This window comes from Flavobacterium inviolabile (genome assembly GCF_013389455.1).
Classification (GTDB): domain Bacteria; phylum Bacteroidota; class Bacteroidia; order Flavobacteriales; family Flavobacteriaceae; genus Flavobacterium; species Flavobacterium inviolabile.
Genome location: NZ_CP058278.1, coordinates 3,764,126 through 3,790,094, shown reverse-complemented (window position 1 = coordinate 3,790,094; position 25,969 = coordinate 3,764,126). Strand labels below are relative to the sequence as shown.

The following is a 25,969-nucleotide window of genomic DNA, read 5'->3' as shown; positions in this document are numbered from 1 at the left end:
ATGAAAAAGCATTTATTAATATTTTTAGTTATATTTTTTATTACCTCAGATTTATATTCACAAGGCGATAAAGAAATAAAGGCTTATTATCTTGAGATTCCGAATCTCAATAATGTACCTAAAGTAATTGCACAAAATGGAAAAATCTCTTTAAACTTTAAAGATGTAACGTTAACAGAATTATTCAGCAATTATACAGTAACGGATTTTAAACTGGCGTTTCCAGGAGCAAATAGCGAATTACTGAAAGTTGTATATGTAATTGGGTGCAATCCTGCTTTAATTGAAAAAATTGAAGCTGATTACAGTAGTTATTTTGGCAGACATGAAGCGATAAGGCCTATTGAACTATTGTATATTCCAAATGATATGGTGGTTTCTGGAAGTTCTGCGATGGCACAGCCAGAACTTAGTTTTGTTGGTGCTCCCCAAGCTTGGGACATCTCTAAGGCAAATAATGTGGCTATTGGTATAGCGGAACAGATGAACGTGAGCCATGAAGATCTGTTGGGAAAAAGCGTTAATGTAATTGGATCCAATCCTTCAGCTTTATCAATGGGACATGGAACGCAGGTAGGACTAATTGCCGGCGCGGCGACAGATAATGGTGTCGGGATGGCAGCGATGGGATTTAACGCAACTATAAAATCTGGGGAGGGATTTTCAGCACTTATCCCTATCGCAAATAGTGGAGCAAGAGTCATTAATATGAGTTGGGGGAGCTGTAATAAACTGCCTTTAGAGTCTCAATATGGGCAATTAATAATTGATCAGGTTTGGAATAGTGGAGTTGTACTTGTTGCTGCTGCTGGTAATGGACAGCATAGCTGTTCTCTTGGCCCGGATATAGATCATTATCCGGCATCATTAAATCATGTTATTTCTGTAACAGTTGTTGGGCATGAATTTAATATTGGTACAGCGGGAACGGAGCCTAAAAACTGGAAAGATGTACATTTGAACCCATATCCTCCTTATAACGGAACCCATAATATTAATGTGGATTTATCAGCTCCAGGTAGAAACATATTAACCGGAGGGGCCTATTCAAATAATACGGCAACTTATGCTTATGGAGGAGGAACTTCTTTTTCTGCACCTATGGTTACCGGTACCGTTGGTTTAATGTTTGGGATTAATCCGTGTCTTTTTCCAGATGAAATTGAAAGTATTTTAAAATTGACAGCTTTTAAAAATGATACGATTCCAGATAACTTACCATATTTGGGGAGATTAGGAGCAGGAAGATTAGATGCTTACCAAGCAGTAAAAATGGCAAAAGATATGGGATTACCTTTGGGGACGGTTGAGGTAAAGAATAGAATAATTGATAGATGGGATTTTAATCTAAGGACAGCCCCTTATAAAATTAAGATGCAGGATAATTATGTCACCGGTAATGCAACACTTGATTTTACTTCTAGAAATAATATTGAAATTTTAAGTGGCGATTATTATCCAGGTAGTACAGGATTTGTTGACTTGAAAGTGAAATCTGTTAATGAAATCTGTAATGTGCCAACACAAATAAATCCAAAACAGCGTAATCTTGATAAAAATGTAAATACAGGATTAGGAAACTTAACTAATTTATACCCTAATCCAAATAACGGCTCTTTTACAATTAGTTTAAGTTCAGAAACAAAAGAGGAAATTGTTTTAGAAATTTATGATATTTATGGAAAATTAGTTTACAGTTCTGTACAAAAGGGAACAACTTTTGACGTAAATGTTTCTAATTTATCTGCCGGAATGTATTTGGTAAAAATGCTGGGTGATAGTTATAATGAAACAATTAAATTCATGAAAAAATAATGAAAGAAAGAGAAGTAATTTACTTCTCTTTCTTTTTTTTCCATTCGGAAATATACCTCTCAGCAATCATTTTATAATGGTGCTCCTTTTCAATAAAAGAACGGGCTCTTTTTCCAATTGCGGTAATCTCTTCCGGATTTTGAATCAGGCAGGTTAATTCATTTACAAGCTCGTCAACATCAGGCGTTGCATTGATCGCTACTTTTTCATGGAGGTGGAAATAGGCGGTAAACTCTGATTCGGCTCCGGTAAAGACCACTTTTCCTTTGGTCATCGCTTCCAGGGCATTATATCCCTGGTCGAATCCGTACACCTGGTCCAGTACGATATGGGCGCGGTTATAGGAATTGATATAGGTGCTGTAAGGAACGTTTTCGGTAATGAGCAGTTCCACCTGTTCCGGGAATCGTTGCTGGATAATGGCCAGTGCCTCTTCAAAATAGGAAATGCCCTTTTTGATATAACTGAGCCTGTTGATCCCTAAAAAGATGACCACCTTGCCGCTGATCTCGTTTTCCCGGAATAAAAGCGTATCGGTATTGATCGGATTCGGAATAAAAGCAACGGAATACTGCATTGCTTCCATCGGAATCTTATAATCCATATCGGAAACAATTATGCTATTGCAATGAGTTGTCAGCCAGTTGAATACTTTCCGGTAATCGGGACGGGTATATTTTAAAGAAAATGCGAACTGTTTTTGTAACGAACGGTCTTGCAGATAGGGGGTTAATACCGAATAGCGGAGTTCGTCTTTAAGCAAATAGTCGTTCACAGCCGTTTCATCACCACAAACCAAAAGGGAAACACTGTTTCTGTTTTGGGAGAACAACTTTTTGTACAGCCATAAACTTGCTTTGGGATGTGTTTCTAGTGCATCGGAATTAATCAGCTGAATATGGTCGAAACCTTTCAGTTTGGGCAGGAGAAAATAAAAGCGGATGGCCCGTTCGGTCTTTTCCAGGTCGAAACCGGTAAACCGGTAAACCGCATTCTTGAATTTCCGGACTACCCAATAACGGGTTGTAAACTGAGCGCGGAGCGAAAAATCTACATCATAATTTTTGAAATTATCTCCGGAACCGATTAAAGTAACGTCATGTCCTAAAGCAGACAGTCCTTCCTTTAAAGAATTGTGAAGCCGGCTGTATTCGCCAATTAAAAGTATTTTCATTACCGATGTAGAAATTTTTATATTTGTGTAAATATAAAAACAAATTGGAGAACGCATTTAAAAATGAAGATTTAGAAATTTTGATTGCCACGATGAATCGCAATTCACTGGATTTCTTAAATCAGCTGTTTCCGTTTGCTTCTTATACCGGTTTTCGGCTGCTGATTGTTAATCAGACGGATGAAAACTGTTTGCTACACTCCGATTATCCAAATGTAAGGGTGATCAATTCGTTTGAAAGAGGACTTTCAAAAAGCCGTAACCTGGCACTTCAAAACGCGCTTGGAAAAATTGTACTGATTGCCGATGACGATGTGATTTACCCGGAAAATTTTCAGCAAAAGATCATTCAGGCTTATAATAACAATACGGAAGCTTCCATTATCTGTTTCCGGACCCAGACCAAAGAGGGTAAACTGTACAGTAAATACCCGGCAGAAGGGAAGGAACTGAACAGCCGGAAGCTCAATAAAATACTGTCCATTGAAGTTACGGCAAACCGGGAGGCGCTACAGGCAAAGAATTGTGTGTATAACGAGTGGTTTGGTCTGGGAGCAAAATTTGAAGATGCCGAAACGCTGTATTTTCTTCGCCGGGCATTTTATAGTGGTTTGAAACTGTTTTTCTGCCCGGAAACCATTGTTGTGCATGAAAGCTATTCCTCCAGTGATGAAGTGGCTTCCGACAGGCTGATCTATGCGAAAATGGCCGGATTTTACAAGCGGTTTGGTTTTGGCGCCTATTACTATCTTCTAAAGTATATGTTCTTCCTGATCCGGAAAAATTATACCCCATTAGCACAGATTAAATCAAAATTTTTAGTAGGTTTAAGAGGAATTAAAGACTATAAATTTCTCCTTAATACGAAAGCAGATAAAGTATATGAATAAGAATACACCCATAGCAGTATTTATCGATATTCCTAAAATAACAGACCCCAGAGGGAATCTTGCGGTTATTGAGAAAAACACGGTACCGTTTGAAGTAAAGCGTATCTATTATCTGTTTGACGTTCCGAGCGGGGCATATCGCGGCGGACATTCGCATATTGAGCAAAAAGAGTTTTTAATAGCGCTTAGCGGCAGTTTTGACGTGGTTCTGGATAATGGCAGCCACAAAGAAAAAGTAACGCTAAACAGACCGGATAAAGGCCTGCTGATCCGGGAAGGTATCTGGCGTGAACTGGAAAATTTTTCTTCAGGAGCAATATGCCTGGTGGTTTCTTCCGATGTTTTTGCCGAAGAAGATTATATACGCGAATACAAGGACTTTTTGGAATCAAAAAGCCGTTAAACGGATATTCTTTCGTTCCAGAAACCCTTTGAATTGCTGTAGTAAAACTAATATTTGCGGCGGAAGGCGCAGCAACAAATGCTGTTTCGCCGACAGGCTTTCCCTGTTAATGCTGTTTGTCAGCATGCGGTAGTTTTCGGTGTCCCGATTGATCTTGCATTGAAGGGCTAATGAAAAACGATTGATATCGATCATTTTTTTGGCCGGCGGATTATTTTTTTCCATTTCGGCAAACTGCTCAAAATGACAATGCTTTTTCATATCAAAGGTATGATGGGACAAGCTTCCGGATACATAAACGTGCCGGGCGGTAATGGCATTGTAAACCCCTATTTTATAGTTAAATCCTATGCGGATCCAGTACTCGGTATCTTCACCGTTGGACAACTGCTCGTTGAAAGGACCTATTTTTTGACGGACATTTTTATGGATAACAGTTGTAGAACCCGATAGAATAGTACGGGCAAGACTGGTTTCAAATAAATCGACTTCCTGAATTTCGGCTTCGGAAAGATGAGTGTAATTGCCGGGAAAAACACCATTTTGGGTTTCCACTTCCAGTAAGGTCGTAAAAACGCTCAGGTGATTGTATTTTGATAGGGTATAGGCAATTTTTTCCAGATGCTGCGGATACCAGAAATCATCGGCATCCATAAAGGCAAAATATTCTCCGGTAGCGTTGCTCATGGCAAAGTTTCTGGCTGCAGAAACACCGCGGTTTTCAGTAGAAAACAACCGTATCCTTTTATCGGATAATGATTGGACAAGATTATAGCTGTTGTCGGTAGAGCCGTCATTAACAATGATGATTTCAAAATCAGTAAAGGTCTGATTGAAAATACTTTTTAAGGTGTTTTCAATATAGTCCTGTTTGTTATAGAGCGGTATGATTATCGAAAAAAAAGCCATGCCCGGAATCACTTTAAAGAACAAATATAACCCAAACGGTATAAGTCAAAACAGAACAGGTTTGATTTCTTCCCTAAAATCATTTTTTTTAGCAGCGGTTCCGTAAGCAAAAAGCCTAATTTAACAATGCCGTCGAGGTAAAAACGTTTCAGCATGCGGTAGTTTTTCAATAACGAATTGATATCTTCATTCCCAACCAAATCAGGGAGATAGTGTTTTCGTATTCTAACGGATTCCAGTGATTTCGAGAAAAACACCTCATTTTTTTCTAATCCTAAATGCCATATCGGATTGTTAATATGAAAAACAGTTCGCTGCTGTTTGTAGAGCTGGTAGGAGAAATAATTATCCATACCGTAAAAATTCTCATTGGGCAATGCTATCGAACGAAAAACAGCCTTGCGGATCATCAGGTTTCCGGAAAAGATATAATGATAAGGCCGTTCATTTCTGACAATAGCAGCATGCGACTCCCGGTATGTACCGAATTTCCATCTCAGGTGTGTTGCGGCATCATCATGCGTACGGGCATATTGGTAGCCTCCGAAAACCACATCGTTAGACTTACTGATCGCATTGATATAGTTTAGCAGAAAAGTGTCCGAAACCGGCAATACATCAGCATCAAGCAGCAATAGCCAGTCATATTCTGCTTTTTCAGCAAGTAAATTACGGGTGTGCGTACGGCCTAAGTTTTTCTCATTTTTATAATAACGGAAACAAGAATATTTGTCTGCTAAAGAACTGTTTTTAGCGGTACTGTTTTCATCATTGGAACAATCATCCCAGCCGATTATTTCGAAGGGAATATTTATGACTTTTCCCTGTCCGGCAATAGCGTCAACTAATTTGCTGATATCATAATTGTATATTGGGATAAGTATTGAGAGCATGATGAATGGTAATGGACGATAATTTTACAAATAAAGTACTTTTTTTAATAATCCGGGCCACTAAAAGGGAAAGAACAGGCTGCCGATAAGACTTTACGCTATTGCGGATTATCCGGCTTTGATTTTAAACTTCTTTTTCTCGAAATACAAAAACACGACCAGTACCATTAAAAACTCAAAAGGATAGCTGAACCTTGCATTCGTTCCGTAGGTTACAATTGCCTGCAGGATTGATGTACATAAAATGATCAGGGTAATCACCAGTTCATGTGTTATTTTCCGGTTGCGCAGGAAATTATAAAGCTGAACGGGAATGAGCAGTATAAAAGCAATTTTCAGGAACTGCAATACCGTACTTTGGATATACCAGATGCCAATAAAAAACTTGTTGGAATAAGGAACTTTAAAATCGCGGTAATTCCAGTACATATCTACTTTCCAGAAATCGGCCCAGGAAACCAGTACCTGGTAGCAATATTCCTTCGGATTGTCGCGAATGGCTTCTTTGCTGAATTCGTTTAACTGATAGGATAAATCAACAAAAGATAAGCCGGTCGTAGCAATCAGCTCGTCGTAAGCATACCAGATGCTCATCGAAACATCTTTGTTCTCTTTTTTTGCGATCTCACGGTGCTTCACGTAGATATCGCGGATTGTTTTGTATTTATCAGGCGTTTTTTCGGCAAAATGCACACAGTTCTGTGCAATGTTTATGCCGTAAAAGGTTGTAGGAACAAAATAACCGGTATTGATTTTATTGACATAGGACCAGCCGAAGAAACACATCAGCGGAAAGATCAGGATAACGATTCTTTTGTTGATGATCCGGCGGAGCGTAAAACCTTTCAGTACAGAAAAAGCATAGAAAAGAAAAGGCAGGAAAAAATAAAAAGGCTTGATCAGCACCAGGAAGCCAAACAAAAAGCTCAGCAAAAACATCATTTTTAACGAACAATTCTCAAAAAAATACTTCAGATAAATATAGAAAATCAGCGTGATCACGAAAAAAGTGAGGGATTCGGTCAGGATTGCCGTTTCATAAAAAAGCACATGTAAAATACTGTTCAGGAACAGCGCTATAAAAAACGACTTCTCAGGGCTGAACTTTAAAAGCAGTACATTCCTGTAAACCAGTATGCAGCTGAAAATACCAAGTATAAATTGCAGTAAAACGGTAAGACTTAAACTATTTCCGGCCAATACCAAAAGCAACGGATATCCCGGACTTCTTTGTCCGTTATAACCGGAAAGCTGGTTGTTTGCCAATAGATCGGCTAATTCGATATACCCTTCAGAATCGGGAAATATGGTAATGTGCTGGTAAAGGCTGATAATAAAAATACGGATTAAAATACCCGACAGGATCAAAGCACTAACGGGATTTTTTAAAGCAAGATTTAAAAGCCTTTTAATCATATTTTTGGTAAATTTTGAGCAGCTGAAAAGGAAAGCCGAATAAATCTTTCAGGGTAATTTTACTGGCTCCTTTTTCAATCCAGGTATTTAAACTGTATTCATATACCTGGTTGGTGAAATTTTTATTCCCTTTTTTATACCGTAAAAGCAGTTCCACATCAAAAAGCCATCGGGTCAGGAAAGGCTGTTCGAATAATTGTACGGCTAACTGCCGATCGATTATTTTTGCACCGCACTGTGTATCGTAAATGGGCGTTTTTAAAATAAAATTGCTGACGATTGTTGCAAAAACACGTCCGAAATAATGACGGTACTGGTAGCGTACAATCTGGCTTCCCATTTTTTTAATACGGCTTCCCATAATAAAATGATACTCCGGATTTTCACCGGCAAAGGCAAGCATTTTAATCAGTTCCGTTATGGGTGTGGCTAAATCGGCATCAAGATAACCGATATAGGCATATTGATTCGTTGGCGCATTCAGAACAGCGGTGCGGATTGCTGCTGCTTTTCCAGCATTTTCCGGCAAAAGCAGTGTGCTCACATTAGCGTATGCCTGCTGAAAAGCCATTAAAACGGAAGCAGTAGTATCGGTACTGCCGTCATTAACTAATAAAAAATCGGTTGAAGCATATTCCTGAAAGGCCGTGGTATAGTCATGTATTGCAATGCGCTCGCTTTCATTGTAAAACGGGATTATCAATAATGCTTTGGGTATCTTCATGATATTTTAAACCGTTCTCTGAACTACTTCAAACAACGTTTGGTCTTCACATTTCAGTGTTTTAGACGGGTATTTCATCAATAAAGCATAGTCGTGGGTAGCCATCAGGATCGTTTTTCCGTTCTGGTTGATTTTCTTTAAAACTTCCATCACTTCCACACTCGTTTGAGGATCCAGATTTCCGGTAGGCTCATCGGCAAGGATTAATTCCGGATCATTCAGCAATGCTCTTGCAATTGCAATACGCTGCTGCTCTCCTCCGGATAACTGATGCGGCATTTTTTTACTGAAATTTTTCATGCCCACTCTGTCCAGCACTTCATCAATCTGTACCCGCATTTCTTCTTTTTCAATCCAGCCGGTTGCTTTTAAAACAAACTCAAGATTGTCAAAAACATTTCGGTCCGGAAGCAATTTAAAATCCTGGAAAACAATCCCTAACTTACGTCTTAAGTAAGGAATATCTTTCTCTTTTAAAGTCTTCAGATCATAGTCTACAATCGTTCCTTCACCTTCCGTTAAAGGCAGATCGGCATATAACGTTTTCATAAAACTACTTTTCCCGGAACCTGTTTTTCCAATGATATAAATGAAATCACCATTTTTTACATCGAGATTCACATTGGCTAAAACCACATTATTTTCTTGATAAATAGTTACATCTTTTAGGGAAAGAATCGTTTGCGACATAATCAGAATGTTTTATTTTGGTAAAAGTAATAAGTAAACATACTCAATCAAAATTTAAAATAAAAATTAAGCCGATTTTATTTTTGAAAGAATTTATTTGGTTTGGTTTTTGTGGGAAACTCTTGCAATAAACAAAAGTAGACCCACGTTAATACAAGTATATTTTGATATATTTGATTTTTAAAAAAAGAAACAATGCGAAAATTAGATAGGCTGTTATTTATTTCTCTCACATTAGGTGCAATGAATCTTGCTGCACAACAATCCAACATCTATACCCATGATTTAGTCGATTATCAAAGAGCGCTAACGCTTTATAAAGACAAACAATATCAGGCGGCTCAGATTCTTTTTGACCGGGTGAAAAGCAACAATGCAAACACCGATGTAAAAGCGGATTGTGCTTACTACAGCGCTAATTGTGCGATTCGACTGGAACAGACAGGGGCAGACCAGTTAATGGAAGATTTTGTAGAAGACTATCCAACGAGTACCAAACAAAATCAGGCCTATATTGAAGTGGCCCATTATTATTTTGACCAGGGAAATTATGTTCAGGCATTGAAATGGTTTGATAAAGTGGATGAAAATGCCATGACAGTAAGCGATAAGGAACGCTACAATTTCCAGAAAGGATACAGCTATTTCACCGCAAAAAATAAAAAAGAAGCCGAAAAATACTTCAATAAAGTGGTTAATTCCAAAGAATACGGCTCGCAGGCGAAATACTATTTAGGCTATATGGCCTATGAAACGGATAACTATAAAGATGCCAATCAGTATTTCGACCAGGTAGCCGATAAAGATAAATACAAAGAGAAAATGTCCTACTTTCAGTCGGATATGAACTTTAAGCTTGGGAATTTCCAGAAAGCGATCGATCTGGGTATCCCGCAATTGTCAAAATCGGATGCCAACGAAAAATCCGAACTGTCCAAAATTATCGGCGAAAGTTATTTCAACCTGAAACAGTACGATAAAGCCCTTCCGTACCTTTTGGAATACAAAGGAAAAAAAGGAAAGTGGAACAACACCGATTTTTACCAGCTGGGGTATGCCTATTACAAAGCCGGAGATTATGAAAATGCCATTGCGCAGTTCAATAAAATCATCAACGGTCAGGATGTTGTAGCGCAAAATGCATACTACCATCTGGGAGAAAGTTATCTGAAAACCGATAAAAAACAACAGGCCTTAAATGCATTCAAAAATGCCTCCGAAATGGAATTTGATACCAAGATCCAGGAAGATGCCTATCTGAATTATGCCAAACTGAGCTACGATATCGGGAATCCGTACCAAAGTGTGCCGGAAGTACTGATGGCGTATCTGAACAAATACCCGAATACTTCCTATAAACAGGAAATAGAATCCCTGCTGATCAACTCGTATATCACCTCCAAAAACTATAAAGAAGCTTTGGTACTGCTGGAAAAGAGCAAAACTCCGGAAAACAAACTGGCGTATCAGAAAGTAACGTTTTACAGGGGATTGGAGTTGTATACAGACGGAAACTACAATGAAGCACTGGCGCTGTTCAAAAAATCAATCGCAGAACAAAGAGATGCTAAATTTACCACACGGGCAACTTTCTGGAAAGCGGAAACGGAATATGTGCTGAATCAGTTTAGTGAGGCATTGATCAGCTTTAAACAGTTTTTAGGGAGTGCGGAAGCAAAAGGCACACCCGAATATAAAAATGCCAATTACGATTTAGCCTATACCTATTTCAAAACGAAAGAATACGAACAGGCGGCAAAATACTTCCAGGAATACATCAATATGGCCAAAGACGATAAGGTTCGTTTAAATGATGCCTATCTGCGAATGGGTGACAGCTATTTCGTGACAACAAAATACTGGCCGGCTATGGAGGCCTACAATAAGGTAATCGACCTGAAAAGTGTGGATGCGGATTATGCCTACTTCCAGAAAGCCATTTCATACGGATTTGTTTCCAGAAATGATAAAAAAGTAGAAGAACTGAACGCCTTTTTAAAAGCCTATCCAAATTCTAAATATGCCGATGATGCCCTGTATGAGTCAGGAAATACCTATGTAACGCTTAACAATACCGATAAAGCGCTGCAGGCATACGAGCGCCTGATTACGGATTATAAAACCAGTTCGTATGCTGCAAAAGCGATTTTAAGACAGGGACTGATTTACTATAACGCCGAAAAAGACCAGCAGGCATTAACAAAACTGAAAAAAGTAGTTGCCGAATATCCGAGAACACCGGAAGCATTGGAAGCCGTTTCCACCGCCCGTTTGATCTATGTAGATACCGGAAAAGTAGACGAATATGCAACCTGGGTGAAAACACTGGATTTTGTGGACGTAACCGATGCCGATCTGGATAAAACATCCTATGAAGCAGCCGAAAAACAATACCTGCAAAACAACCTAAAACCGGCAATCTCCGGATTTACAAGCTATCTGGCTAATTTCCCGAACGGAATTTCGGCCCTGAAAGCCAATTTCTACCTGGCACAGGCTTATTTTGCCGAAGGTTTGGGCAATAACGCCATTCCAAACTACGAATATGTAATTGGAAAATCCCGTAACGAATTTACTGAACAATCCCTGGCAAGACTATCGGAAATCGTATTGAAGAAAAACGATTACGCAAAAGCGATTCCGGTTTTAAAACGACTGGAAACGGAAGCAGACTTCCCGCAAAACGTCACTTTTGCCCAATCCAACCTGATGAAGTCGTATTACGAGCAAAAAGACTATCCGAACGCGGTAATTTATGCCGATAAAGTTTTGGCAAACTCCAAAATAGAAGACAGAATTAAAAGTGATGCCCAGATTATCGTGGCCCGTTCGGCTATCAAATCCAATGATGAGGCAAAAGCAAAAGTAGCCTATGCAAAATTGCTGACCATTGCCAAAGGAGAACTGGCAGCGGAAGCCTTGTACTATGATGCCTACTTTAAAAACAAAGACGGAAAATTTGAAGCCTCCAATACTGCTGTTCAGAAACTGGCAAAAGACTATTCCGGATACAAATATTTTGGAGCAAAAGGACTGATTATTATGGCTAAGAACTTTTACGGATTAAAAGACAGTTTCCAGGCAACCTACATACTGGAAAGCGTGGTGAAAAACTTCGCCAATTACCAGGATGTAGTGGATGAAGCTAATAAAGAACTAACATTCATTAAGTCGGAAGAAGCAAAACGTAACTCATCAATTACCAATTAAGCCTGTAAAAAAAACAGCGTCTTAATAGTAAATATTCAAAATATGACAAAGACATTTCAATATAAAATCGCAGTAATACTACTTTTAACAGGAGGGCAAGCCCTGTTTGCTCAGAAAAAAGATGAAAACCTGGGAACAGAAGTGGTAAACGTAGTAAAACCCTATACGCCTACAATATCGGATGCTTTTAAAGTAAAGGAAACCCCGACAATTGAGGATGAAGACAATACTCAGAAAAAAGAAATCCAGTACAACATTTTCTCTTTTCCGGTAGCGTCCACTTTTACGCCATCCAAAGGGAAAGCGGCAGGTGTGGACAAAGCGCAAAAAGAAAAACTGTACAACAACTACGCTACCTTGGGCTTTGGAAACTACGCCACGGTGAACGGAGAATTGTTTGTAACGAAGAACCTAAGCAATACCGAATATGTGGCCGGAATGTTCCGCCACCTGTCTTCACAGGGTGGTATTAAAGATGTGATTCTGGATGACAAATATTCCAAAACATCTTTGGACCTTACTTACGGAAGCAAGCAGCGGGATTTTAACTGGAATGCCGATCTGGGGTACCAGCATCAACTGTACAATTGGTATGGCTTGCCAACCGATTTCCTGCCGTTTGATGAAGCGGCAATGGCCGGTGTGAATGCACAGCAAACCTACCAGACACTAACTCTGGGCGCAAGACTGGGCATGAAAGACAGCTACTTCAACGAAGCATCGTTACAATTCAAACGATTCTGGGATGCCAAAGGAAGTGCGGAAAACCGCTTTTTTGTAAAACCGTCAATTGACTTTGATTTCAAAGACCAGAAATTCAAAGCCGATTTTGTAGTGGATTATGTGGGCGGAAATTTTGAAAAAGACTACTACAACCTTCCGGAAAGCGAAATGAAATACAGCTACCTGAATTTTGGAGTACAGCCAAGTATCTTATTGCAGCAGGGCGACCTTTCGGTACAGGCCGGTGCCGGACTTTTTTATAACGTTGGTAAACTGAATAATGAAAGCGAAGGCAAATTCTATATTTATCCGCAGGTAAAAGCATCCTATAAAGTTGTTGGCGATGTAATGATTGCCTATGCCGGAGCGGAAGGCGGATTAAAACAAAACACCTATGCCGATTTCGTAGGCGAAAACCAGTTTGTAGCCCCTAACTTAGTTATTGCGCCCACAAGTGAGCAATATGATATCTATGTGGGATTAAAAGGAAAACTGGCAAATAATGTAGCCTATAACGTGAGAGGTTCCTATAAAAGTGACGATGATAAAGCCTTTTTTACCAGCAATATTTACGACACTGCGAACACTAATACCGAAGGATATGTGTACGGAAACTCATTTGGAGTGGTTTACGATAAGCTAAAAACCATCAGCTTCTTCGGGGAATTGAAAATGGACTTCTCTAAAAACGTAACATTCGGTATTAACGGTACCTTCAACAGTTTTACAACCGATTTGCAGGAAGCATGGAATATGCCTACAGTTAAAGTAGGAGCCGATTTCGATTTTAATATCACTGAAAAATGGTATGCCGGAACCAACATATTCTTTGTTGGAGAACGCAAAGACCAGTTCCTGTACAATGACATCGCTCTAACGGAGCCTACAGTTAAAACGGTAACACTGGATAGTTATTTCGACTTAAATGCCCACGTAGGTTACAAGCACAACCAACGCCTTACGGGTTATCTGAAAGCGAATAACCTGGCAAGCCAGAATTACCAGCGTTGGCTGAACTATCCGGTACAGGGATTCCAGTTCCTGATCGGGGCAAGCTACAAATTCGATTTCTAAACCGGAAAACATACTACGAAAAGTCCTGTAAAGCACCATGCTTTACAGGACTTTTGTTTTTAAAGCGATTCCCTGAAAATAAATCAGATATTTTGTTTCTTTGTATTTCACCGTAATACCTGAAAATGACATTCAAACAAAAAATACTCCAACACCATATCGTTTTATTACAGGACAAAATCGATGTTTTTCGGGACATGATTTCCGGATTGGCAGAAGATGCACAAAATGATGCCAAAGGATCTGCAGGAGACAAACACGAAACCGCCCTGTCCATGATGCATCTGGAACAGGAAAAATTAAGTGCAAAACTCAAGGAAGCCATCAGCCAGAAAGCCATCCTTGAAAAAATAGACGGTACGCTGGTAACGGCTAAAATAACCGTAGGGAGCCTGATTAAAGCAAACGGAATGTACCTGTTTATGAGTGCGGCACTGCCCAAAATAACCATAGATGGCACGACCGTTATTGCCCTTTCGCCCCAATCGCCTTTAGGGAATAAACTGATGGGCGGAACCGTTGGCGAAACCTTTGAAATCAATACTTCCCGGTACACTATCGAAAGTGTGGCATAAATAAAATAAGAATGAAGATACAATACATTATAGCTGCCTTTTGTGCAGTCACAACCCTGGTAAATGCGCAAAAAAAGCAGGAAGCCGATTTAATTGTTTCGGATGCGAAGATCTATACGGTAAATAAAGACTTCCAATTGGCGGAAGCATTAGCGGTAAAAGACGGAAAAATAATTGCAATCGGAAACAAAGCGGATATCGCTAAAAAATTCAGTGCTAAGAAAGTTATCGTTGCCAAAGATAAATTCATCTATCCCGGATTCTATGATGCGCATGCCCATTTTTACGGACTGGGGATGAACATGCAGGCGGTTAACCTGAGAGGAACGCAAAGCTATCAGGAAATTATAGACCGCATCCTGGCTTTTCAAAAAGAGAAAAAACAAACCTTTATTCTGGGAAGAGGATGGGACCAGAACGATTGGAAAGTAAAGGAGTTTCCAACAAAAGAACTGTTGGATAAACACTTTCCCGATACACCAGTTGTGCTCACCAGAATTGACGGACACGCCATGCTTGTTAACAGCAAAGCACTTGAACTGGCAGGTATTACAACCAAAACCAAAACCCAGGGCGGACAGATCGAAATAAAAGACGGTAAACTCACCGGGATTCTGGTAGACAACCCGATGGAACTGATCTCGGCAATTATTCCGAAACCTTCCCGTAAAACGCAGATCAGCGCTTTGGTAGATGCTCAGAAAGAAATGTTCAAATACGGGCTGACCACCATTAACGAAGCCGGATTGGAAAGAGAGGTAATCGATTTGATCGACAGTTTGCAGCAGGAAAAAATTCTGGATATCAACATTTATGCAATGGTAATGGCTACCCGCGAAAATGTGGACCATTATACCCAATTGGGAATCTATAGAACAGACAAACTGAATGTCCGTTCGTTTAAATTTATGGGCGATGGCGCATTGGGTTCCAGAGGAGCCTGTTTGCACCTGCCGTATTCCGACAAGCCGAAACAATTTGGAGCATTGCTGTCGCCAATTCCGGCCATTAGGGAAATAGCCCGGCAAATTGCCGGTTCCGATTATCAGATGAATTCCCATGCTATTGGCGACTCTACCAATACGGTATTGCTGAAAATCTATAAAGAAGTACTGGAAGGAAAACCGGATCGCCGCTGGAAAATAGAACATGCCCAGATCATGAGAGAACAGGATTTCGACTATTTTAAACTGGGAATCATTCCTTCCGTGCAGCCTACGCATGCCACTTCCGATATGTACTGGGCAGAAGACCGCCTGGGGAAAAAACGGCTGAAATATTCGTATGCCTATAAAACCATGCTCGAAAAAGCCGGATTGATAGCTTTGGGAACAGATTTCCCGATTGAAGAAGTAAACCCGATGTACACGTTCTATGCCGCAGTGGCGCGTAAAGACCTGAAAAACTTTCCGGATAACGGATTTCAGATGGAAAATGCGCTAACGAGGGAGCAAACCTTAAAAGGAATGACCATCTGGGCAGCTTATTCGGATTTTGAAGAAAACGAAAAAGGAAGCCTGGAAGTAGGAAAATGGGCGGACTTTGTTATTTTTGATGTGGACATTATGACCATGGATATTGACGGAATTCCGTATGTACAGCCTGTAAACACTTTTGTACAAGGAAAACAGGTCAAATAAATTGTGCGGTTATTTTATTTACAAAAGACATGATAACATTAACGATCATTTTGATTTTTTCGGGCGTGACCTATTTCTTTATGAAGAAAAATAAAGAAAATCCTTCTGTGAAACAGCATACGGAGGAACGGAACTATACCATTGACGAACGGTATAATGCCGAAAAAGTACGCAAACAAAAAGAAGTCGACCGTATACTTGAAAAAATAAGCCGGAAAGGAATGGAGTCGCTCCATGCGGACGAAAAGAAGCTGCTGGAAGACTATTCCAAAACATTAAAATAAATCCTTTTGACGGAAAATAACCCCGTAATAGCCAAAGCCCCGACAATCGTCCGGGCTTTTTGATTTTAAAAACACTAAAGTGAACCCGGAACCGGGCAGGAGTAAATTATAATCTATAATCAAAACATGCTGTAAAGAAAGCTTTATGTTTTGATTTAACTCTAAGTATCTTATTTTGGTTTTAAATTATAACTATATAATTGTTTTTACTTTTTAATTAAAACTAATAAAGGCAATTTTGTTTCGTAATAATAACCAATTAAAGATAAAGTTATGTGCGGGATATTAGCAGTTATAGGAAAAGGGACAGAAGCGGCATTGGTAAAGCAATTGTCGAAAAGAATGTCCCATCGCGGACCGGATGAAAGTGATTTACACCTTACCGAAAAAGGACATTTTTTAAGTCATGAGCGTTTGTCGATTGTCGATTTGCATACCGGAAAACAACCCATTCAGGGAACCGGTTCGGCGTGGATGGTTCACAACGGGGAAATCTATAATCACCAGAAACTGCGTGATACTGTTTTAAAGCACCATACTTTCCGCACAACTTCCGACTCGGAAGTGATTGTACATCTTTATGAAGAATACGGCTATGAATTTTGCGATATGCTCGACGGAATTTTTGCCTTTGTGGTTATTGATGGCGATGATTTTATAGCCGGGCGTGATCCGCTGGGCGTAAAGCCGTTATATTACGGGATTGATGCACACGGGGCGATCTATTTTGCTTCCGAAATGAAAGCATTGGCAGACCAGTGCAAGTCGTTTGCCGCCTTTCCGCCGGGACATTATTATTCCCCTAAAACCGGGTTTGTAAAATACTACCAGCCGCAATGGGAAGACCATACCAAAGCGGTTGAAAAACTGGATTTAAAAGCAATCCGCGAAACACTGACGGAAGCCGTTCGAAAAAGACTGATGAGTGATGTGCCGATAGGTGTATTGCTTTCCGGAGGCTTGGATTCCTCGCTGACATCATCCATCGCTTCCCGGCTGATACAGGAAGCCGGCGGACAAAAACTGCATTCGTTTTCGATCGGGCTGGATGCCGATGCACCCGATGTAATTGCAGCAAGAGCGGTAGCGGAATACCTCGGAACCGAACACCATGAAATCTATTTTACCATAGAAGAAGGAATTGAAATACTGGATACCCTGATCTGGCATCTGGAAACGTATGATGTGACCTCTATCAGAGCCAGTACGCCTATGTATTTTCTTTCCAGAGCCATAACCGAAAAAGGGATCAAAGTAGTGCTGTCAGGAGAAGGAGCTGATGAGATTTTTGGGGGCTACCTGTATTTCCGGAACGCGCCTTCGGCTGTAGATTTTCAGAAAGAAACGATTGAAAGAGTTCAGAAACTGGCTACTGCCGATTTGCTGAGAGCGGATAAGTCGACCATGGCACACGGACTGGAAGCGAGAGTACCGTTTTTAGATAAAGCCTTTTTAAACCTGGCCATCAAAATAAAACCGGAAGAAAAACAACCGGCGACCTATGGCGGTGTTGAAAAATACATTTTGCGAAAAGCCTTTGATACTCCTGAAAAACCATATTTGCCGGAAAGTGTTTTATGGCGTCAGAAAGAACAGTTTTCAGACGGGGTGGGCTACAACTGGATCGATAAGTTGATTGCTTACGGTTCTGCCCGGGTAACCGATCAGGAAATGGAAAAAGCAGCGGAATTGTTTCCGCACAACACACCGGCCACCAAAGAAGCGTATTTCTACAGAACCATTTTTCACAAGCATTTCCCTCAGGCAAGTGCTGCCAAAACAGTTCGTAAATGGATACCGAAATGGCAGGAAAATCAGGATCCGAGCGGACGGGCGAATACCGCTCACGTTAAAGCCGATCCTACGATTGCAACGATAAAAGCCGAAGTATGATCTTTTCATATGTGATTAGTTTGTTTGTTTGAAAAACGCCGGTAATTTGCCGGCGTTTTTTTTATTTCGGGAATTGCGGAATACAGGACTTTTTTAAGGATTATAAACCCTTTTTGTTGATAACTTACACCCTAATGTGGGTTATTTTTAGTGTATTATCCTCTGCGTTTTCATATATTTGCTCGTTAGACGAAAAATTACATTTTTTAGAAAATAAATTATGAGCGAAGAAGTAAAGAAAAACAATTATTCAGCAGACAGTATTCAGGCCCTTGAGGGGATGGAGCACGTTAGAATGCGTCCCTCAATGTATATTGGCGATGTAGGAACGAGAGGTCTTCACCACTTGGTTTATGAGGTTGTGGATAACTCGATCGATGAGGCATTAGCTGGACATTGTGATACTATACACGTAACCATTAACGAAGATAATTCCGTTACCGTTGAAGATAACGGTCGTGGTATTCCGGTTGATATTCATAAGAAAGAAGGTGTTTCTGCATTGGAAGTTGTCATGACGAAAATCGGTGCAGGAGGTAAATTTGATAAAGATTCCTATAAAGTTTCCGGAGGTTTACACGGGGTTGGGGTATCGTGTGTTAACGCATTATCCGACCATTTGCGTGCGACTGTTCACAGAGAAGGAAAAATATACGAGCAAGAATACGAAAGAGGTAAAGCCGTTTACCCGGTTAAACAAATAGGGGAAACCGAAAAAAGAGGTACTATCGTTACCTTTAAACCGGACAGAACCATTTTTACACAAACAACAGAGTATTCTTATGATACTTTGGCGGCACGTATGCGTGAATTGTCTTTCCTGAACAAAGGAATTACAATCACACTTACTGACAGAAGAGAAACGGATAAAGACGGGAATTTTGCCGGAGAAACGTTTCATTCCAAAGAAGGTTTAAAAGAGTTTGTTAAGTTTTTAGATGGTAACAGAGAGCCTATTATCGGGCATGTGATCAGTATGGAAACCGATAAGGGAGAAGTTCCGGTTGAGGTGGCGCTGATTTACAACAACAGCTATTCTGAAAACATTTTCTCTTACGTGAACAATATCAATACACACGAAGGAGGAACGCACTTACAAGGATTTAGAAGCGGTTTGACAAGAACCCTTAAAAAATATGCAGATGCATCCGGATTATTAGAAAAATTAAAATTCGAAATTTCCGGGGATGATTTCCGTGAAGGATTAACGGCAATTGTATCGGTTAAAGTTTCGGAACCTCAGTTTGAGGGACAGACCAAAACAAAATTAGGAAACAGGGAAGTGGTTTCGCCGGTAAGTCAGGCGGTGGCAGAAATGCTGGAAAACTATCTTGAAGAAAATCCTAATGATGCGAAAATAATTGTTCAGAAGGTAATTTTGGCTGCACAGGCACGTCATGCTGCTAAAAAAGCACGTGAAATGGTGCAGCGTAAAACCGTTATGGGCGGTGGCGGATTACCGGGTAAATTATCCGACTGTTCTGAGCAGGATCCGGCAAAATGTGAAGTATTCCTTGTCGAGGGAGACTCGGCGGGTGGAACGGCAAAACAAGGTCGTGACCGTGCTTTCCAGGCGATTTTACCATTGCGTGGTAAGATTCTGAACGTTGAAAAAGCAATGCATCACAAAGTATTTGAAAACGAAGAGATCCGAAATATCTTTACCGCTTTAGGAGTGACCATTGGTACTGCTGAAGACAGTAAAGCATTGAACCTTGAAAAATTACGTTACCATAAAGTAGTGATCATGTGTGATGCCGACGTTGATGGTAGTCACATTTCTACACTTATTTTAACGTTCTTCTTCCGTTATATGAAGGAGCTTATCGAAAACGGTTATGTATATATTGCTACCCCACCTTTATATATGGTGAAAAAAGGGACCAAAAAAGAATATGCGTGGACGGATGCGCAGCGTGATGAAATTTCAGAAAGAATGAACGGTGGAACCAATATCCAGCGTTATAAAGGTCTTGGAGAGATGAACGCGGAGCAGTTATGGGAAACAACCATGAATCCGGAATTCCGTACGCTGCGTCAGGTATCTATTGACAGTCTGGCGGAAGCCGATAGGGTTTTCTCGATGCTGATGGGTGATGAAGTACCGCCTCGTAGAGAATTTATTGAGAAAAATGCAGTTTACGCTAAGATTGATGCTTAGTGAAAGAATAGAAAAAAGGGTGTCAGAAAATGACATCCTTTTTTGTTTAAAAAAACCGGTATTTTTTTGGGGTTATGTGTTTTGCGTACATAAAATTTGTATATTGGTTTTCTCAATAAAAACATATTAATTTAATACTTATTTAGAATATTATGAAAGTAACAATAGTGGGCGCAGGTAATGTAGGAGCGACTTGTGCGGACGTTATCTCTTATAGAGGAATTGCAAGCGAAGTGGTTCTTTTGGATATCAAAGAAGGTTTTGCCGAAGGTAAAGCGATGGATATCATGCAATGCGCCACAACAACAGGATTTAATACAAAAGTTTCAGGAAGTACAAACGATTATTCGAAAACAGCAGGAAGTGATGTTGTGGTGATTACTTCGGGAATCCCTAGAAAACCGGGAATGACCCGTGAGGAATTAATCGGGATTAATGCAGGGATTGTAAAATCGGTTGCGGAAAATGTACTGAAATATTCTCCGGATACCATTATTGTAGTGGTTTCCAATCCTATGGATACGATGACCTATTTAACGCTGAAAGCTACCGGATTGCCAAAAAACAGAATCATTGGTATGGGTGGTGCGCTGGATAGTTCCCGTTTTAAATATTATTTGTCCAAAGCTTTGGATAAGCCGTCAAATGACGTTCAGGGTATGGTAATAGGTGGTCACGGCGATACAACGATGATTCCGTTAACCCGTCTGGCTTCTTACAACGGTAGCCCGGTTTCCGACTTTTTAGCTCAGGATGTGCTGGATAAAGTTGCGGCCGATACTATGGTAGGCGGAGCGACTTTAACAGGATTGCTGGGAACATCTGCCTGGTATGCGCCGGGAGCTTCTGTAGCCTTCTTAGTAGACAGTATTCTGAATGATCAGAAGCGAATGATTCCTTGTTCGGTATATCTGGAAGGAGAATACGGTCAGCAGGATATTTGCATCGGTGTTCCGTGTATCATCGGTAAAAACGGTGTAGAAGAAATTGTGAATATCGCATTAAATGATGCCGAAAAAGCACTTTTTGCCAAGAGTGCCGATGCGGTTCGTGCGATGAACGCCGATTTAAAATCAGTTTTAGTATAAACATTCATTCATAAATACCGAAAGGCTGCCGAAAGCAGTCTTTTTTTTTGATAATATTAGCAAATTAATTGGTTAATCTTTTGGTAAATTATATATTTGCTCGTTTTTGAAAAAAATGAATAATTAATTTTTAGTAATAATGCAGAATAAAGGACTCATTAAATTTTTTGCAATACTTTTTGCATTGGTAAGTATTTACCAACTTTCCTTCACATTTGTTACCAATAATATCGAGAGCAAGGCTAAGGCGTTTGCTAATGGCGATTCTAAGAAAGAATTGTCTTACCTTGATTCTATTAGTAAAGAAAAAGTTTTTTTAGGTCATACTTTTGATGAAGTAAGAGCTAAACAAATTAACAAAGGTCTTGACCTTGAAGGAGGAATTAACGTAATTCTTCAAATTTCAGTTAAAGACGTATTGAAAGGATTGGCGAATAATTCAAAAAATCCAGTTTTCAATAAAGCGATTGCTGAAGCAACTAAAAACAGAGAAGGAAACCAAAGTTATCTGGATGCTTTCTTCGTTGCTTTTGACAAAGAGGCAAACGGAACAACAAAATTGGCTTCACCGGAAATTTTTGGAAACAGAAATTTAAGTGATGTAATCAAATTTGATATGTCCGACGCTCAGGTGAAAACAGTACTTAGAAAAAAAGTTGACGAGTCTGTAGAAAGTGCTTTTAGAGTATTAAGAGAGCGTATCGACAAATTTGGAGTAACACAGCCTAATATCCAGAAATTAGGAGAATCTGGAAGAATCTTAGTAGAGCTTCCGGGAGCAAAAGATGTAGATCGTATTAAGAAATTATTACAAAGTACTGCACAATTAGAATTTTGGGAAACATACAAGTCTGACGAAATCGGAAACTTCCTTTTAGCAGCTAATGAAGTACTGAAAAAAACAGAAAAAGCAACAGTTGAAACGAAAGAAGCACCAAAAACTTCAGATATCGATTCATTGTTAACCAATAAAGCAAAAGATTCTGCAGCAGCTAAAAAAGGAAACAATCCTTTATTGGATTTGGCTGTAGGTGGAGGACAACAGGGAAGCCCGGTATTGGCTTACTTTAATCCTAAAGATACTGCAAAAATCAACTCTTATTTAAAAAGAGATGATATCCGTTCTTTATTACCGGCAGAGCAACGTTATGTTCGTTTTGCATGGGGTAAATTAAACCCTAAATCACCAAACGTAATTGAATTGTATGCTTTAAAAGCAAACAGAGAAGGTATTCCTCCAATGAGTGGTGGTGTTATTACGGATGCAAGAGAATCATTTGACCAGATGGGTCGCCCGTCTGTAACAATGCAGATGAATGCAACCGGTGCAAGAAAATGGGAAGAACTAACAGGAAAAGCATATACACAACAAAGTAATATTGCGATTGTTTTAGACAACATCGTTTATTCTGCTCCGGGAGTATCTTCAGGACCAATTGCAGGAGGACGTTCTGAAATTTCAGGTGTATTCGACGTAGCTGAGACAAAAGACTTAGCAAACATTTTAAGAGCAGGTAAACTGCCGGCTTCTGCAGAAATTGTACAATCGGAAGTGGTAGGTCCGTCATTAGGACAGGAAGCTATCGATAACGGTATTACATCCTCATTAGTAGGTTTATTATTAGTATCCCTATGGATGGTATTCTATTATGGAAAAGCAGGTTGGTTTGCAAACATCGCGTTGATCGTTAACTTATTGTTCTTATTCGGAATTTTGGCAAGCTTAGGTGCGGTATTAACCTTACCGGGTATTGCAGGTATCGTATTAACGATGGGTACGGCAGTGGATGCGAACATCATTATCTATGAAAGAGCAAAAGAAGAATTAAGGCTTGGAAAATCGTTAGATGAAGCCGTTCGGTTCTCGTTCACATGGAGAGGAGCAATGTCGTCTATTACCGATGCAAACGTTACACACATCCTTACCGGTTTAGTACTATTGATTTTTGGAACAGGACCTATTAAAGGATTTGCTACAACATTATTAATTGGTATTATTACCTCATTATTTACGTCGATCTTCATTACAAGAATGTTATTAGACTGGAGCGTTAGCCGAGGTGATAAATTGCATTTCTCAACATCAATTACTAAAAACTGGTTTACAAACTTCCATTTCGATTTCTTAGGAATTAAAAAATGGACGTATTTATTCTCTGGTTTAGTAGTGGTATTAAGCTGTGTGTCGTTCGCGATTAACGGATTGGATGAAGGTGTTGACTTCGTAGGAGGTAGAACATTCCAGGTTAAATTTGAAAAAGTAATTGAGCCTTCTGAAATTGCGGATGCTTTATCGAAAGAAGAAGTTTTTGGTAGTGCGGAAGCAAAAGTATTCGGTGATGCAAATCAGCTGAAAATTACAACGAAATATAAAGTACAGGAAACCGGTTCTGAAGTTGATAAAGAAGTAAATGAAAAATTATACAACGCCTTGAAGAAATACTATTCTCAGGACTTAACGTATGACAAATTCATCAATACTTTCGACGGTAAGAAAATCGGGGTATTACAGGCTTCAAAAGTAAGTGCGGCAGTTTCAGACGATATTAAAACAAACTCTTACTGGGCAGTTTTAGGATCAATGGCAATTGTATTCCTTTACTTAATGGTTTCTTTTAGAAAATGGCAGTACTCATTAGGAGCTATTGCAGCGGTAGCACACGACGTTATCTTCGTATTGGGTATCTACTCTTTCTGTTATAAATTCATGCCATTCCACATGGAAATGGACCAGCACTTTATCGCTGCGATTCTAACAGTAATCGGATACTCGATGAACGATACCGTAATTGTATTCGACAGGGTACGTGAGTATATCGCAGGTAATACGAAAGGACATTTCAACGATATCGTAAATACCTCTATTAATACTACATTGTCCAGAACAATCAATACATCTTTAACAATGATTTTGGTATTGTTAATCATGTTCATCTTCGGAGGTGAGTCAATCCGTGGATTTATCTTTGCAATGTTAGTGGGTATTACAGTGGGTACTTATTCTTCATTATTCATCGCTACACCGGTTCTTTGTGATACGGTTACGAAGAAAGAAAGAGAAGAAATTGAAGTTCGTCACAACAAAACGGAAGAATAATAACGTATTCCGTTTATCAATAATAGAAGAGCCCGTTTTATACGGGCTCTTTTTGTATGTGAAATTTTTTAAACGGAAAAATACGCTTTGGCATTAAATTTCGTTATTTATGGTATAGTAGTTGCTATTTTAAAAAGCAAATACTTATATTTAACCCAAATAAAACGACTTATAAAACATGATTTTTAATTTTTTATTGCAAGCTAATCCTGTTTCCGCCGAACCAGTTGTAAATGAACCAGTAGTAGCCAATACAGCGGTTGAATCGGTTAATTTTTTCCAGCTGATCATGAAAGGCGGGGTCATGGTACTTCCCATTTTCATTCTTTTCTTCCTGACACTTTATATCATCATCGAACGATATTTATACATTAAGAAGCAAACCAAAATGGACAATTCGTTGCTTAATGAATTAAAATACCAGCTGAACTCCGGTAATATACAGTCGGCAGCGATGATCTGTGAAAAATCAAATACAGCCTACGGAACCGTTCTTAAGAATGGGGTGAACACTATCGGGCGTCCGATTAATGAAATAGATCTGGCCATTGAAAAAAGCGCCAATATTGAAATGGGGTTGATGGAAAAGAAATTAGGATACCTGGGTATTGTAGCCGGTATTGCACCAATCTTAGGATTTATCGGAACGATTTCCGGGGTAATTAAAATTTTCTATACGATCTCCATTACTGAAAATATCAGTATCGGTAATATTTCAGGTGGTTTATATGAAAAAATGATCAGTAGTGGTTTAGGATTAATTGTTGGGGTTATTGCGTATGCAGCCTATCACTTTTTCAATATGATGATCGACCATTTTTCATTAAATGTACAACGTCAGGGATTAGAGTTTATTAATATAATTCAACAGCCGAATAAATAATGAGAATTAAAAGAAACAGACGTTTTCACGCCGAAGTAGCTTCCTCTGCTTTGAGTGATATTATGTTCTTTTTACTGTTGTTCTTTTTGATTATCTCCACTTTGGCAAATCCGAATGTTATCAATCTGATGCTGCCCAAAGCAGAAGCAAAAGAAACAACGAACAAGCAGTTTATCAGCCTTTCCGTAACCGAAGACAAGCACTATTTTGTAGACAAACAGGAAGTGCCGTTTGAGGAACTGGAAACAAAGCTGCTGGAAAAGCTTGGAACACAGAAAGAACAGACCATAGTAGTAAGAATACCGTATAATTTACAGGTTCAGGACCTGGTGGACTTGTTACAGATAGGTGTGCGAAACAAACTCAAATTTGTAATTGCCACAGCAAAAAGCTAAAGAAAATCCCGTTTAAACGGGATTTTTTTATT

20 protein-coding genes are annotated in these 25,969 nt (G+C 39.5%); 14 read left to right on the top strand and 6 right to left on the bottom strand.

Going from position 1 to position 25,969, the window contains the following annotated elements; all coding sequences use genetic code 11:
• A complete protein-coding gene (locus HW120_RS17125; RefSeq protein ID WP_177735826.1) occupies window positions 1-1,815 on the top strand; it encodes a S8/S53 family peptidase in 1,815 nt (604 codons plus the stop codon).
• Window positions 1,816-1,834: 19 nt separating this feature from the next.
• Here HW120_RS17125 and HW120_RS17120 read toward each other — a convergent pair whose 3' ends face one another.
• Window positions 1,835-2,989, bottom strand: coding sequence for a glycosyltransferase family protein (locus HW120_RS17120; protein ID WP_177735824.1), 1,155 nt, complete (start codon window positions 2,987-2,989; stop codon window positions 1,835-1,837).
• A 44-nt stretch (window positions 2,990-3,033) separates the two neighbouring features.
• On the opposite strand from HW120_RS17120, the gene HW120_RS17115 reads away from it, so the two are divergent.
• The gene (locus HW120_RS17115; RefSeq protein WP_177735822.1) at window positions 3,034-3,879 is read left to right on the top strand and encodes a glycosyltransferase family 2 protein; all 846 of its coding nucleotides are present in this window, start codon (window positions 3,034-3,036) and stop codon (window positions 3,877-3,879) included.
• Window positions 3,872-4,282, top strand: a complete 411-nt coding sequence (locus HW120_RS17110; protein WP_177735820.1) for a sugar 3,4-ketoisomerase — start codon at window positions 3,872-3,874, stop codon at window positions 4,280-4,282. Before HW120_RS17115 ends, HW120_RS17110 begins: the two co-directional genes overlap by 8 nt.
• On the opposite strand, the gene HW120_RS17105 is transcribed toward HW120_RS17110, so the two are convergent.
• From HW120_RS17105 to HW120_RS17085, 5 genes are all read right to left on the bottom strand, one after another.
• Window positions 4,268-5,191: a glycosyltransferase family 2 protein gene (locus tag HW120_RS17105; protein ID WP_177735818.1), complete on the bottom strand. Its 924-nt coding sequence runs from the start codon at window positions 5,189-5,191 to the stop codon at window positions 4,268-4,270. The two genes, HW120_RS17110 and HW120_RS17105, sit on opposite strands and share 15 nt — an antisense overlap.
• Window positions 5,192-5,199: 8 nt before the next feature.
• The gene (locus HW120_RS17100) at window positions 5,200-6,084 is read right to left on the bottom strand and encodes a glycosyltransferase family 2 protein (protein ID WP_177735816.1); all 885 of its coding nucleotides are present in this window, start codon (window positions 6,082-6,084) and stop codon (window positions 5,200-5,202) included.
• 108 nt (window positions 6,085-6,192) lie between these two features.
• Window positions 6,193-7,500 carry a hypothetical protein gene (locus HW120_RS17095; RefSeq protein ID WP_177735814.1) on the bottom strand — a complete coding sequence of 436 codons (1,308 nt, stop codon included), beginning with the start codon at window positions 7,498-7,500 and terminating at the stop codon, window positions 6,193-6,195.
• Window positions 7,493-8,224, bottom strand: coding sequence for a glycosyltransferase (locus HW120_RS17090; RefSeq protein WP_177735812.1), 732 nt, complete (start codon window positions 8,222-8,224; stop codon window positions 7,493-7,495). The genes HW120_RS17095 and HW120_RS17090 overlap by 8 nt, the downstream gene beginning before the upstream one ends.
• A gap of 6 nt (window positions 8,225-8,230) precedes the next feature.
• Window positions 8,231-8,914 carry a cell division ATP-binding protein FtsE gene (locus tag HW120_RS17085; protein ID WP_177735810.1) on the bottom strand — a complete coding sequence of 228 codons (684 nt, stop codon included), beginning with the start codon at window positions 8,912-8,914 and terminating at the stop codon, window positions 8,231-8,233.
• A gap of 195 nt (window positions 8,915-9,109) precedes the next feature.
• Between HW120_RS17085 and HW120_RS17080 the strand changes: the two genes are divergently transcribed.
• The 11 genes from HW120_RS17080 to HW120_RS17030 all read left to right on the top strand — a co-directional run bounded on the left by HW120_RS17080 (window position 9,110) and on the right by HW120_RS17030 (window position 25,937).
• On the top strand, window positions 9,110-12,124 hold the full coding sequence (locus HW120_RS17080) for a tetratricopeptide repeat protein (protein ID WP_177735808.1): 3,015 nt from the start codon (window positions 9,110-9,112) through the stop codon (window positions 12,122-12,124).
• A 42-nt stretch (window positions 12,125-12,166) separates the two neighbouring features.
• Window positions 12,167-13,921, top strand: a complete 1,755-nt coding sequence (locus tag HW120_RS17075) for a porin family protein (protein ID WP_177735806.1) — start codon at window positions 12,167-12,169, stop codon at window positions 13,919-13,921.
• Between the two features lie 125 nt (window positions 13,922-14,046).
• Window positions 14,047-14,496, top strand: coding sequence for a hypothetical protein (locus tag HW120_RS17070; RefSeq protein WP_177735805.1), 450 nt, complete (start codon window positions 14,047-14,049; stop codon window positions 14,494-14,496).
• A gap of 11 nt (window positions 14,497-14,507) precedes the next feature.
• Window positions 14,508-16,136, top strand: coding sequence for an amidohydrolase (locus HW120_RS17065; protein ID WP_177735803.1), 1,629 nt, complete (start codon window positions 14,508-14,510; stop codon window positions 16,134-16,136).
• Window positions 16,137-16,165: 29 nt separating this feature from the next.
• Window positions 16,166-16,420 carry a DUF6576 domain-containing protein gene (locus HW120_RS17060; RefSeq protein ID WP_177735801.1) on the top strand — a complete coding sequence of 85 codons (255 nt, stop codon included), beginning with the start codon at window positions 16,166-16,168 and terminating at the stop codon, window positions 16,418-16,420.
• Window positions 16,421-16,693: 273 nt separating this feature from the next.
• Window positions 16,694-18,313, top strand: coding sequence for an asparagine synthase B (gene asnB / locus HW120_RS17055; RefSeq protein ID WP_177735799.1), 1,620 nt, complete (start codon window positions 16,694-16,696; stop codon window positions 18,311-18,313).
• Between the two features lie 220 nt (window positions 18,314-18,533).
• On the top strand, window positions 18,534-20,474 hold the full coding sequence (gyrB, locus tag HW120_RS17050) for a DNA topoisomerase (ATP-hydrolyzing) subunit B (RefSeq protein WP_177735798.1): 1,941 nt from the start codon (window positions 18,534-18,536) through the stop codon (window positions 20,472-20,474).
• A gap of 152 nt (window positions 20,475-20,626) precedes the next feature.
• Window positions 20,627-21,562 carry a malate dehydrogenase gene (mdh, locus tag HW120_RS17045; protein WP_177735797.1) on the top strand — a complete coding sequence of 312 codons (936 nt, stop codon included), beginning with the start codon at window positions 20,627-20,629 and terminating at the stop codon, window positions 21,560-21,562.
• A 139-nt stretch (window positions 21,563-21,701) separates the two neighbouring features.
• Window positions 21,702-24,659: a protein translocase subunit SecDF gene (gene secDF / locus HW120_RS17040; RefSeq protein ID WP_177735796.1), complete on the top strand. Its 2,958-nt coding sequence runs from the start codon at window positions 21,702-21,704 to the stop codon at window positions 24,657-24,659.
• A gap of 178 nt (window positions 24,660-24,837) precedes the next feature.
• A complete protein-coding gene (locus HW120_RS17035; protein ID WP_177735795.1) occupies window positions 24,838-25,542 on the top strand; it encodes a MotA/TolQ/ExbB proton channel family protein in 705 nt (234 codons plus the stop codon).
• Window positions 25,542-25,937: an ExbD/TolR family protein gene (locus HW120_RS17030; RefSeq protein WP_177735794.1), complete on the top strand. Its 396-nt coding sequence runs from the start codon at window positions 25,542-25,544 to the stop codon at window positions 25,935-25,937. The genes HW120_RS17035 and HW120_RS17030 overlap by 1 nt, the downstream gene beginning before the upstream one ends.
• Window positions 25,938-25,969: the final 32 nt, after the last annotated feature.

What these genes read in the sequence shown, in the direction of transcription:
- HW120_RS17065 (WP_177735803.1), top strand. Translation starts at nt 14,508, where the DNA reads ATGAAGATACAATACATTATAGCTGCCTTTTGTGCAGTCACAACCCTG.
- HW120_RS17070 (WP_177735805.1), top strand. Translation starts at nt 14,047, where the DNA reads ATGACATTCAAACAAAAAATACTCCAACACCATATCGTTTTATTACAG.
- HW120_RS17080 (WP_177735808.1), top strand. Translation starts at nt 9,110, where the DNA reads ATGCGAAAATTAGATAGGCTGTTATTTATTTCTCTCACATTAGGTGCA.
- HW120_RS17060 (WP_177735801.1), top strand. Translation starts at nt 16,166, where the DNA reads ATGATAACATTAACGATCATTTTGATTTTTTCGGGCGTGACCTATTTC.
- secDF (WP_177735796.1), top strand. Translation starts at nt 21,702, where the DNA reads ATGCAGAATAAAGGACTCATTAAATTTTTTGCAATACTTTTTGCATTG.
- HW120_RS17105 (WP_177735818.1), bottom strand. Translation starts at nt 5,191, where the DNA reads ATGGCTTTTTTTTCGATAATCATACCGCTCTATAACAAACAGGACTAT.
- HW120_RS17100 (WP_177735816.1), bottom strand. Translation starts at nt 6,084, where the DNA reads ATGCTCTCAATACTTATCCCAATATACAATTATGATATCAGCAAATTA.
- HW120_RS17125 (WP_177735826.1), top strand. Translation starts at nt 1, where the DNA reads ATGAAAAAGCATTTATTAATATTTTTAGTTATATTTTTTATTACCTCA.
- HW120_RS17075 (WP_177735806.1), top strand. Translation starts at nt 12,167, where the DNA reads ATGACAAAGACATTTCAATATAAAATCGCAGTAATACTACTTTTAACA.
- HW120_RS17110 (WP_177735820.1), top strand. Translation starts at nt 3,872, where the DNA reads ATGAATAAGAATACACCCATAGCAGTATTTATCGATATTCCTAAAATA.
- HW120_RS17030 (WP_177735794.1), top strand. Translation starts at nt 25,542, where the DNA reads ATGAGAATTAAAAGAAACAGACGTTTTCACGCCGAAGTAGCTTCCTCT.
- gyrB (WP_177735798.1), top strand. Translation starts at nt 18,534, where the DNA reads ATGAGCGAAGAAGTAAAGAAAAACAATTATTCAGCAGACAGTATTCAG.
- mdh (WP_177735797.1), top strand. Translation starts at nt 20,627, where the DNA reads ATGAAAGTAACAATAGTGGGCGCAGGTAATGTAGGAGCGACTTGTGCG.
- HW120_RS17120 (WP_177735824.1), bottom strand. Translation starts at nt 2,989, where the DNA reads ATGAAAATACTTTTAATTGGCGAATACAGCCGGCTTCACAATTCTTTA.
- HW120_RS17090 (WP_177735812.1), bottom strand. Translation starts at nt 8,224, where the DNA reads ATGAAGATACCCAAAGCATTATTGATAATCCCGTTTTACAATGAAAGC.
- HW120_RS17095 (WP_177735814.1), bottom strand. Translation starts at nt 7,500, where the DNA reads ATGATTAAAAGGCTTTTAAATCTTGCTTTAAAAAATCCCGTTAGTGCT.
- HW120_RS17085 (WP_177735810.1), bottom strand. Translation starts at nt 8,914, where the DNA reads ATGTCGCAAACGATTCTTTCCCTAAAAGATGTAACTATTTATCAAGAA.
- asnB (WP_177735799.1), top strand. Translation starts at nt 16,694, where the DNA reads ATGTGCGGGATATTAGCAGTTATAGGAAAAGGGACAGAAGCGGCATTG.
- HW120_RS17035 (WP_177735795.1), top strand. Translation starts at nt 24,838, where the DNA reads ATGATTTTTAATTTTTTATTGCAAGCTAATCCTGTTTCCGCCGAACCA.